This window comes from Candidatus Neomarinimicrobiota bacterium, from assembly GCA_041862535.1.
GTDB lineage: Bacteria > Fidelibacterota > Marinisomatia > SCGC-AAA003-L08 > TS1B11.
The window spans coordinates 1-10573 of record JBGVTM010000205.1 but is presented as its reverse complement, the minus strand read 5'-3'; the positions used below and the strand labels follow the sequence as shown (position 1 = coordinate 10573).

The following is a 10573-nucleotide window of genomic DNA, read 5'->3' as shown; positions in this document are numbered from 1 at the left end:
TCCGACAGCCAGCGGTAGGGATAACAGAAATTCATCAGGGTCTTGTGGTCGTGAATCTTGATCTGCAAAGAGACCACCACCACTGGCTCGGCGGAGGGCACAATCTGAATGAACTCAGGATTACTCTCATAGCGACTGATATTGAATTTGATAGTAGACACCGGACTCCAGATACTAGCTAATTCCTGCGTCGCACGTTCCATTACCCGCTTCATGATTTTCTGTTCGATGGCGGAAACGGGCCGTGAAGTCGACGCGGAGATGGAGCCCTTGCCTCCAAACAGCTTTTCTACGATAAAGATGACCAGGCTGGGGCTGAGTTCCACAATTGCCTGGCCCTCCGGCTCATCCATATCTACGACGTACAGGGCCCCCGGTGGAGCAATGGACATGACAAACTCGGAATAGAGCAGCTGGTCGATCGCCAGAAGTTCGATTTCCACAATCATGCGCAGCTGGGCAGAGAGAAACACGCCGAAGTTCCGGCTGAAGTTCTCGTGGAGATTCTCCAGCAGCCGCATTTGCTCCTTGGAGATAAGGTTGGGGTGCTTGAAGTCGTAAAGCACTACCCGCCGCGGCGGGCCTCCTTCCGCCTTCGTCACCTCGGCCGTCTCTTCCGAGACTGTCGATAAGAGCGCGTCTATTTCAGCTTGGCTAAGTATCTTGGCCACAACAATCTCCTTATTGGATAAGAAAAGTGGTAAAGAAAACAGTATCCACCGGTTCACTCTCGATGATCGAGTTGATGATACTACACACTGAATCACGAGCGGTTAGCATGAATTGCCTGGTGGAAATTTCCCTGATAGTACGCCCTCCAAAGTAAAATATAAGGGCATCCCGTATCTGATACTCTTTTTCGATCATCTCGTTCCGCGATTCTTGCGATGTGGTTTCCACCATGATATCCATCGCCACAAACCGCCGCCCCATAGAACCCGCGAGATTAGCTGTAATGCCGGTGATGGGGTGTTTAATCACCGGGCCTTTCTTCTCTTTCTCCTTCTTTTTCTCTTTCTTCGGCCTCTGCAATTTTTGCTTAACCTCAGTGATCTTCTCCCCTACGGAAGTCTTCGTAATCCGAGGTAGAACAACCTTTTGTGTCAGGAAAAAAGCCCCAGCGGCCATTATCAAAACGCTAGCTACCAAAATGATCAGTTTAACGAAGGGTGGGAGCGGCCGGCGCTCTCTTTCCCCCTCCTCTTCCTCGAGTGGCTCTTCGGGTTCTTCGATGGGGACGCCGCGCTGTTCAATTTCACTCATCTGCCACGCTGCTCCACGTAATCCAGAGTTCCACTCGGCGGTTTTTGGCTCTGCCCTCCGGGGTATCATTGGGCGCAATGGGATTATATTGACCATGGCCAACCGCCGCCAGTTGCTCAGGCGGGACCCCTTGCTTTTCCAGTAATCGAACAACACTCAGGGCGCGGGCACCCGACAGCTCCCAATTAGAAGGAAACTCGGGAGTACTAATAGGAACGTTGTCAGTATGCCCCTTTACGTAGACCGTTTCCGTCCGCCCTTGGACCGAGCTGGCAATCCTTGCCAGTACTCTCTCAGCCTGCGATTTTAGCTCCGATTGGCCAGGATCATACAACACCTCGTCGCCCATACGCACTAGGACCTCACCGGTACCCGTAACCTCAACCGAGGCCAGTTCCTGGAGAGCCTCTTCCTGGAAGATCTCGGCGATCTGCTCCATGCTTTCCACCATATCAATTTGCTCCCGGGCCATTCCGCTAGTCCCGATAGCCGGGGACATCTCTCCGATCAAGCTCACATTTTTATCCAAAACACCCAGGGCCCGTGCCAACGAGGCGGCGGCTTGTAAAAACTTCTGTTCGTTGACGGACGACATGGCAAACATCAGGACGAAAAACGTCAGGAGCAGGGTCACCATGTCTCCATAGGTTGTCATCCAGTGGGGAGCACCAGGCATGCCTTCGTCTTCAGGCATAAGTTTTTTAGCCACTTTCTTCTCCTACGATCTCCTCCGCAGCCTCTTCTTCGATGGCGCGGTCTTTGGGAGCGATAAAGTTCATGAGCTTCCGCTCAATATTCTTAGGATGGACGCCCCGCTGGATCGACATGACGCCCTCAATGATCATCCGTTTGTACATGATTTCACTGGTGGACTTGGTTTTCAACTTACCAGCCATGGGAAGGTAGACCAGATTGCCGAGCACGGCACCATAAAATGTAGTAATTAAGGCGATGGCCATGGAGGGTCCAATGCTGCTGGGATCGTCCAGGCTGCCGAGCATCTTCACCAGACCGATAAGGGTACCGATCATACCGAAAGCGGGGGCGTAGGTACCCAGGGAGGTAAATATTCCCTGGCCGGTCTTGTGTCGCTCTATCAGAGATGTGATCTCCGTCTCCATGATGTCGAGGATCGTATCAGGCTCGGTACCATCCACGGCCATTTCCAGCCCTACCTTCATGAACGGGTCGTCTATCTCCTGCAGCTGCCGGTCCAATGCCAGGATGCCATCACGACGGGCAAGTCGGGACAGTTCGGAAAAGCGCTGAACCGTCTCTACCTCTTTATTCTCCTCCTTGCGGAAAGCCTTAGCAGCCACCTTGAAGGTCGCGATCACCTTCTCCATGGGGAAGTTAACCAGCGTGGCGGCTGATGACCCGCCGAATACAATCATAAACGAAGGTATGTGGACGAAGGTAGAACTGCCACCACCCATGACAATGGTTCCGACGATCAGGCCAAAACCCGCCAGAATCCCCGCAATAGTGGCGATATCCAATTAACTTCTCCTATACAGTTACGCTCTCCGCTCTCAGGCTACCCCGCCCGATCCGGGCGGGGTAGCCTGAGCGGCAGATTTAAACAATATAAGCTAAACGATGATTATCGTTTTAACCTCATGGTTTCATCCAGCACCGCGTCGGCAGTAGTGACCACCCTGGCGCTAGCCTGGAAGCCACGCTGGGCAGTGATCATATCGGTAAACTGCCGCACAAGGTCCACGTTCGACATCTCCAGCGATCCGGAAAGGATGGACGTGTTGAACTGTTCGCCAGCGGCCCCGATAAACGGGGTTCCGGAGCTGGAACTTACGTCGAACAGTGCGTCACCTGTCCGTAGCAGCCCGACCGGGTTAGGGAACTCGGCCAGGGCAATCCTGGCGAGGGTAACGGTCTCATCGTTGGAGAAGATACCCGTCAGGATGCCTTCCGTATCGATCTCGAAATTAAGCAGGTCACCGATAGGCCTGCCGTCCTGTTGGTGGACTCTCAGAGTGGGATCACCGGCAAACTGGCTCACCCCAGAGAAGGCATCTCCACCCTGTACGTCCAGCTCTACTGTAAACTGGGCGGCACCATTCTCGGGATCAACCGTAATCCCGGTCGCGAGACCATCCACGTCGAAAGCGACAACCTCTCCTCTGTTGTTGAACTGGATGGTACCGCTGCCTCCATCCACGATGGTCTCATCGCCAACAAACTCGGCTTCCCACCTCCACTTGTTGTCCACATTCATATGCGTGAAGGTAATAACAAGGTTGTGGCTATCACCAAGGCTATCGTAGATAGTCGTGGAGGTTATTGCCGTACCTGTGAACCCTTCCACACTTGTTTCGAAAGTAGGCAGTGAGATAGCGGCGCTGCTACTTAGGGTCAGGCTCGTAGCCGATTCGTCGGCTTCCACATCCGTGCCCACGATCTTGCCATCTTCATCCAGCACATCCGTGAGCAGGATCTTCCCATCGGCATCAATGGATGCAACTGACTGCCCACCGTAGGCCGAATCGATCACGTCCAGGAGATCAGCGATAGTGATCCCGTCGTTGCCCGCACCGTAAGTGAAGGTAGCGGACACGGCGGTCCCATCGGCCTTGGTGCCACCGATTTCGATCTTATTCCCGGCAATCAGTGGTGTGGCCGTCTGATTCAGATCGTTAAGGTTATCCGTTTCAGACGCGGCACTGTCATCCACCCGCAGGGTAAGCGGAATACCCGATGCTAACACCTGCGCCATGGGCACGAGAGTGGCGTCCAGATTCCCGGACATAAAGACGGTTTCTGTCTCGACCGCCGGAGAGGTCAGGTTCTTGTCCAGGAAGAGGTCCTGCAACGGACCGGAGGTGTTAATCTCCCCTGCCTGGTCGGCTCTCCAACCCTGGACGGCCAATCCATTCGGATTGATCAGGATGCCCTGGTTGTCGAAGAAGAAGTTCCCGGCGCGACTATACCGGTTCTTTTCGCCATCGCTCAGGATGAAAAACGAATTCCCAGCGATGGCCAGGTCGGTAATCGTACCGGTAAACTCCAGGTTTCCTTGGGTGAAATCCAGGTCGGTGGCATTGAGATTCACGCCCAGACCAACCTGTTTTTGTCCCGTCAGCGCTTGGGCTCGAGCATCCGCGAAAGTTACCCGGTTACTCTTAAACCCAAGGGTCCGGATATTGGCGAGGTTGTTACCCAACACGTCCAGCTGGACCGTGAAGTTTTTCAACCCCGTTACTGCTGATGTAAGTGACCTCAGCATTGTAAAATCCCCTTATCATTTCAGGTTTTGGCAAAGACCCTGCTTCTGTCGTTCGGCAGGATCAAGGCTTCCCTGAACGCCACTCCTGAAATTTCAGGAGGGCTTGTTGGGGCCAGCCTTGCCGTTTCTATGTCAAACTATCGTCGCGCTGTCGATCTGTGTAAACACATTTGCAACAGCCGCATCTTTGGTGATTGCCGTAATCACCTTTTTATTCTTCACGCTCACGATGAAGGCCGTGTCGTCCATGAGGACCAGAGTATTGACACTGCCTTTCCGTTCCGCCAGCCGGACTCCCTGGTCCAGGCGTTGCAGGTTGTGAGGTGATAGCATGACGTTCCGCTCCTGCAGCCGCGTCAGGGCATGGGCGGAGAATTCAACACCGGTTGTCGGAGTCGATATACCGGCTGCCTGCCCCCGGGAGGCCAGCTCTCCGGCCAGCACTTTGGAGAAGGCGGATTTTTTCTCCGCTGAGGTCGCGCCTTGAGTGCGCGATCCCGGCCCCGCTTGCGGCGGCCTAAGCGGCTGTAGTCGTGTACGGAGTTCCAACTCTTCTGGTCGCATGTCTAATCCTCCGGTATGCGGATGGAAATCACGTTGCCCATGGGGAACTCCAAATCACCCACCAGCAGAACGGCCATACCGGTTTCATAACTGATCCCGGTAATGATGCCTGACGCGGTGGTGACAGCATTCACTGGGTTGCCATCCGCGTCCCTGGCGGTGATATTGAAGCGATAGACACCCTCGGACAGTAACCGACCAGCATCGTCGGCTCCGTTCCACACGACCTCCTGCTCGCCATCAAGCAGGTCTTCACGTCTGATAGTCCGGACTGCCTGTCCTGATTCATCGAGGATAGTGATAGTCACTTCCGCGGCGGGATCCTCCAGCTTAAAGTGGAGCGTGGCACCGCCGTCCTTCAAGAGAATACTATCCCCGACAGCGACCAGCTCTCTGCCGATGAGGTTCGCGGCCATCGTGTTGTTGACCGCCTGGGTCATCAACAGGTCGACATTGAGACTCTCACCGATTTGCCGGTCGATACTGTACAGGCGTTCCAGGCTGCCAAACTGGGCCAGCTGGGCGGCCATCTCCTGGCTCTGCATGGGAGCCAAGGGATCCTGGTTCTCCAGCTCCGCAATCAACAGCGTCAAAAACTCATCATGGGTGATGGTCACACTGTTGTTGGACTGGATTCCTTCTGTGAAAACCAGGCTGCCACCGGTGGCCTGTGTGGCATCTACCATGGATTTACTCCTTTCTCAAGCGACAAATTCCACGGTATTGTAACCGTAGTTTCTGACGCCCTCAGATTCTTCATCAGCAGCGACCTCATCGATCACCGCTGATTCGAGGGCTGGGGTCCGGGTGGGATTTCCCTGGCTTAGGAAACCACTCCCACGACCGGTATCCCCTACCTCCACGTTCACATCAGAAAAGTTCAGTCCTTGATGGGCCCACTCCTGCTCAAGATTTGGTAGCGCCCTCTGGAGCATCTGGCGCGCCTCAGGCGATTCCACTACAATATGCAGGGTGGTTGCGGCATTACTTTCCTGGAATGTGAGTTGGACATTACCCAGCGAACCGCCGTTGAAAGTGAACACGCTGCTGCGCTGTTCACCGCCAGCAAAGCGGCTGTAGTAGAGTACTGTCAGCCGGGCAAGTGAAGCCAAACTGGCGGACACTTCCAGCGGTGCTGGGGCCGATGTCGGCAGGGAATGGGTCAGGGGAGCAGGGGACTCATCCCCCCAACGCTCACCGCTTCTTTGAACCCCAACCTGAACGGGTTTGACGAAACCGCGGCTGATCCGCTCGTCGTTGGACGGGGAACGCCGCAATCCGTCCTGGTTGGTGAGGCTGGTCGCAGAATGGGAACCACTCCCCCTGCTATCCTCTACTCGCAGGGACGCAGCTGAACGTTGGCCATCAATCCGCACCCGGGATGTCCCGCGTCCGGTTGATCGCTCTGTCGCTGCCCTGCTCGAAGAGGTACTTCCGGATGTCCCCTGTGCCGTCACCGGCACTACAGGACGATCCGGTTGGGGAAGGTTCATTCCCAGCCTCCCCTGGTTCGATATGCGCCCTTCGGCTGGATTGCCGTCGGCTCCTCCCTGCGGCCTGGGCTCGACCGTATCAGACCGAGTCAAAGGCACGCGCGGGTGGGGCTGCTTGACCACCATCCCGGAGGTCACGCCCTTAGCCTTACCGTTAATCCCCTGGGGGGAATGGTCCGGCTCCGTATGGACTTGCATACGGTTGGACGATATCCGGCTACCAGTGCGAGGACGAGAAGGCCTCACGTCAATCCCCGGCCGGCTATCTGACCGTGACGGGTCACTCGGTCGTTGCACCCCCGATGAAGGGGCGTCCGACTGATTATTACCGGCCGCAGGCAGCACGTGGGCTGGCTTGCCAGTCGGTGGACCAGCGGAGCGAGCTGGGCGGGAGTTCCCATGGACGCCAGCCGAACGGGAAGACACCGCAGTGCCTTCAGATTCCGACTGCTGTCCAGCGGTATTGACCGTCGGTTGAACTCCAGACGCCCGGGTGTTCGTCACAACGCCCGCTTTCGCCATCACACCGGCCGGCTCGGCTGGCTTCCCGCCGTCCAGAACCCTTCCCTTACGAGTCGGCACGGACCCTCCGTCGGGAGGGGACCCGCGCACGCCCTCAGCCTGCCGGGACGGTGATGTCCCCAGACCAGGCTGGGATCGGGTGTGGGAGGCTGGACGGTGCCGCGGGACTTGACCCGAGGCCGGAAAACCAGCGCCCGAACCAGGTTGCTTGGAAGCCTTCATTGAAGCACCGCCCGGACTCACCTCCTCAGCCGGTACAACGACCGAGGATAACACCCCCTCCTGTTGAGCACCGGGAACTTGGATCCCGAGCCCTTCAGGAATTTGCGGGGTTGGTGATCTCCAGGTTGCCTCACCAAACCGAAGAACAGGGGCATTCGCCGAACCCGTTGACCGCCGGTTCGGGGCCGCCACCTTGGGACGTGAAATAACCTGTCCCTCTGGTGGATTCTGGCCCGCAACCACCGGCTTGCGAGTTAGTTGCTTGCCCAGCCCAGGCAGGTGTCCCAGCAGTTGCTGCAGCAGACCCTCGAATCCCTGGGCGCTTTTACCGGCACCGGGGACCAGAGAGAAAAGAGAGCCGGCCAGCGATGCCGCTAGGGCACCGTTGCCTTTCCCCTTCATGCTGGTCAACTGGGGAGAACCCGCCTGGGAGACCTGGGCTCCACCACTGTTCATCATCAGCTTCCTTTTCGTTTCACTAGCCTGTTGGTCAGCGCTGCGGCACGAGCATCGCCGAGAGCTGCCAATAGGACTTTCCTTCGTTTAGTGACTGTATGCTTGTAAATGTCCAGGACCACCTCGTCGCTGAGTTTGGCGATAATGGGTGTCAGTTCGGCCGCCGTCATGGTGGCAAACGTCCTGGCCATATCTTGAGCATTTACGTCCACTCGACGCAGAGATTCGATCTCCGCATCTTTACCTTGCAGGCGACTTTCCAGCGACTTGACCGTGGCCTCCCTGAAAGCCAACTCCTGTCCCAGGCTGTCAAGGGCAGTATTACTTACCGCCACGACAGCAACAAGACTATCCACGTCAGCCAGCAAAGAGTCACGCTGCTGGATAATCTCCTGCAATTCTTTATCTGATACCGGCCATCCCTCTTCCGCAAGTTCTCCTTCCCCTTCGGATAGAAGGAAAATGAGAAAGAACACTACAATCATAAGTACGAAAAACATCAATGCCGCGGCGAGGCCCAGGAGGACTTTCTTCATGATGGCTCCGGTCCTTCCCCACGAGAGTGCTGTCGTCCGGCAATCTCGTCCAGTTGCCGCTGCTCCTCACGCTCCGTCTCCTGGCGGGCGGCCCGGTCCTGGTGCTCTTTCAGCTTCTCCAGGGTCCGCTTTTCCTTAGCGGATTTCTCAACCACCTTTCGCCGCTGCCGCACCTCCTGCTCCGCCATTCTAACCTTGTGTACCTGGCGTCGAAGGTCTTCGTTGAGCTGCTCGGTGTACCAGGTGTGTATCTGCAGGTCACGGCTGGATACTGGCTGATGGCCGCCAGTGGGATTGTCTGCATCAAGGTGAGCCCGCTTTTGAGCACGAATTTCGCCTAATCGTTTGGACCGGTTGCGATGCATGTCTTCCGATTCCCGCAAGGCCAGGGATTTGATGTTCAGAATCAGGGCCTTGACGTCAAGCAGCCGCTTATGCTGAAAGCCTTTCCTAGCCACGAGCCGTCTCCATTTCAGCACACAGCTTGACCAGCTCAGCTCTGGCCTCGTCATAATTGGACTTAATATGTCCTTCCTGGATCAGATAGTCGTTCACCTTATCAATATTGGCAATGGCATGGTCAATACGGGGATTGCTGCCGGGACTGTAGGCGCCAATGTTGATCAGGTCTTCCGAATCGTGATATTCCGAGAGCACCTCCACTACCAGCTGCACGAGCTTGATTTGCTCCTCGTCGGTGATTTCCCGCCGCAGACGGCTGACGCTCTGGAGTACGTCCACTGCCGGGTATTGGCCCCGGTTGGCACGGTCGCGCGAGAGCACGATGTGCCCATCCAGTACTGAGCGGGCGGCGTCGGCAATGGGTTCGGTCAGATCATCACTCTCCACCAGGACCGCGTACAGCCCGGTGATACTGGCATAGGGATTGGTGCCGGCCCGTTCCAACAATCGCGGCAGCAACGCAAATACGGAGGGGGTGTATCCCTTGGTGGTCGGCGGTTCACCCACCGCCAGCCCGATTTCACGCTGCGCCATGGCGACCCGGGTTAGGGAATCCATCAACAACATGACCTCTTGACCCTGATCGCGGAAGTACTCAGCGACCGCTGTGGCGGTCATAGCAGCTTTCACGCGAACCTGGGCTGCCTGATCGGACGTGGCCACTATTACCACCGAGTTCTTCAAGGCCTCCGCACCTAAATCGCGTTCAATAAATTCCCGCACCTCGCGTCCCCGCTCACCAACCAGGCCAATCACATTCACCTGGGCATCGGTGTGCCGGGCAATCATGCCCAGAAGGACGCTTTTGCCCACTCCGCTACCGGAAAAGATACCGATGCGCTGGCCGCAGCCGATTGTGAGCAGCCCGTCAATAGAACGGATGCCGGTAGAGAACGGCTTGGTAATAATCGTACGAGTCATCGGATCCGGCGGCTGGTTGTAGACCGATTGGTACCTTTTGGCCTGGATCGGCCCTTTGCCATCAATGGGTCGTCCCATGCCATCGATAATGCGACCTAGCAGCTGCGGTCCGACCGGGATGGTCAAGGCTTCCGGACTGAGGGTTACCTTACTGCCGACGGCCACGCCGACCGTCGCATCCAGGGGCATGAGGAGCATCTTGCCATCGCGAAAGCCCATCACTTCAGCTCGGATGGGCTCGCTGCCTTCGACATCAATGGTACACAGATCACCCACTGAGCCGTCCGGGCAGGTGGCTTCTACTATCAGTCCCACCACCTCCGTCACGCGCCCATCAATGCGGTAGGGGTCCACGATGTCCAGTTGACCGAACCGCCGGGCAAGGTCGGGTGAGAGATGGTCAGATAGGGTCATAGGAGCTTGCTCTCCAGTATCGCCAGCTGATTCCGGTACCGGCCGTCAATAATATGCTCGGGTGTCTCCACCAGGCATTCACCGGATCCCAGGCTATCATCGGCCACAAATCGGATCCTGCCGGGGAAGGATTGCTTGAACTTTTCAGACATCTCCTCCGACTGCACGAAAGCCAGGTTCCCCGGTGAGACGTGAACCACAACGCTTCCTTCGTGAAGCACCTCTTTCAGGAAGGACTGGATAGTGCCCGTTAAGGCCTCGTTCCGAAAGGACTCGGGCAGGGGCGTGGTCAGGATTTTCTCAGAAATGTGGAAGCTCATGCGCAACAGGGGCTCCTCCATACGAGTCAAGGCCTGATCGAATTCCTTCTCCAGTCGTTCGGCCAGTTCCCTGAATTGCTGCGCATGAGCTTCCAACTTTTGTCTGTGTTGTTCCCGCTCAGCACCCAATCCATCTTGAAATCCCAGGTTATATGA

General features: G+C 56.5%; 12 protein-coding genes. All 12 read right to left on the bottom strand.

Annotated elements, in window-relative coordinates; translation table 11 throughout:
- Positions 1 to 671: flagellar motor switch protein FliM (locus ACETWG_07535; protein MFB0516439.1), on the bottom strand; the 671-nt coding region annotated here is incomplete at its 3' end.
- A 10-nt stretch (positions 672 to 681) separates the two neighbouring features.
- Positions 682 to 1263, bottom strand: a complete 582-nt coding sequence (gene fliL / locus ACETWG_07530) for a flagellar basal body-associated protein FliL (GenBank protein MFB0516438.1) — start codon at positions 1261 to 1263, stop codon at positions 682 to 684.
- The gene (locus tag ACETWG_07525) at positions 1256 to 1972 is read right to left on the bottom strand and encodes a flagellar motor protein MotB (protein MFB0516437.1); all 717 of its coding nucleotides are present in this window, start codon (positions 1970 to 1972) and stop codon (positions 1256 to 1258) included. The genes fliL and ACETWG_07525 overlap by 8 nt, the downstream gene beginning before the upstream one ends.
- Positions 1965 to 2762, bottom strand: coding sequence for a motility protein A (locus tag ACETWG_07520; GenBank protein ID MFB0516436.1), 798 nt, complete (start codon positions 2760 to 2762; stop codon positions 1965 to 1967). Before ACETWG_07520 ends, ACETWG_07525 begins: the two co-directional genes overlap by 8 nt.
- A gap of 104 nt (positions 2763 to 2866) precedes the next feature.
- Complete coding sequence (locus tag ACETWG_07515) at positions 2867 to 4507, bottom strand: flagellar hook protein FlgE (GenBank protein ID MFB0516435.1); 1641 nt, start codon at positions 4505 to 4507, stop codon at positions 2867 to 2869.
- Positions 4508 to 4639: 132 nt separating this feature from the next.
- A complete protein-coding gene (locus tag ACETWG_07510) occupies positions 4640 to 5071 on the bottom strand; it encodes a TIGR02530 family flagellar biosynthesis protein (protein MFB0516434.1) in 432 nt (143 codons plus the stop codon).
- 2 nt (positions 5072 to 5073) lie between these two features.
- On the bottom strand, positions 5074 to 5757 hold the full coding sequence (locus ACETWG_07505) for a flagellar hook assembly protein FlgD (GenBank protein ID MFB0516433.1): 684 nt from the start codon (positions 5755 to 5757) through the stop codon (positions 5074 to 5076).
- Positions 5758 to 5772: 15 nt separating this feature from the next.
- Complete coding sequence (locus ACETWG_07500) at positions 5773 to 7767, bottom strand: flagellar hook-length control protein FliK (protein ID MFB0516432.1); 1995 nt, start codon at positions 7765 to 7767, stop codon at positions 5773 to 5775.
- A complete protein-coding gene (locus ACETWG_07495; protein MFB0516431.1) occupies positions 7767 to 8300 on the bottom strand; it encodes a hypothetical protein in 534 nt (177 codons plus the stop codon). Before ACETWG_07495 ends, ACETWG_07500 begins: the two co-directional genes overlap by 1 nt.
- A complete protein-coding gene (gene fliJ / locus ACETWG_07490) occupies positions 8297 to 8758 on the bottom strand; it encodes a flagellar export protein FliJ (protein ID MFB0516430.1) in 462 nt (153 codons plus the stop codon). Before fliJ ends, ACETWG_07495 begins: the two co-directional genes overlap by 4 nt.
- The gene (locus ACETWG_07485) at positions 8751 to 10097 is read right to left on the bottom strand and encodes a FliI/YscN family ATPase (protein ID MFB0516429.1); all 1347 of its coding nucleotides are present in this window, start codon (positions 10095 to 10097) and stop codon (positions 8751 to 8753) included. Before ACETWG_07485 ends, fliJ begins: the two co-directional genes overlap by 8 nt.
- On the bottom strand, positions 10094 to 10573 hold a 480-nt coding region (locus ACETWG_07480), incomplete at its 5' end, for a FliH/SctL family protein (protein MFB0516428.1). The genes ACETWG_07480 and ACETWG_07485, both read right to left, overlap by 4 nt.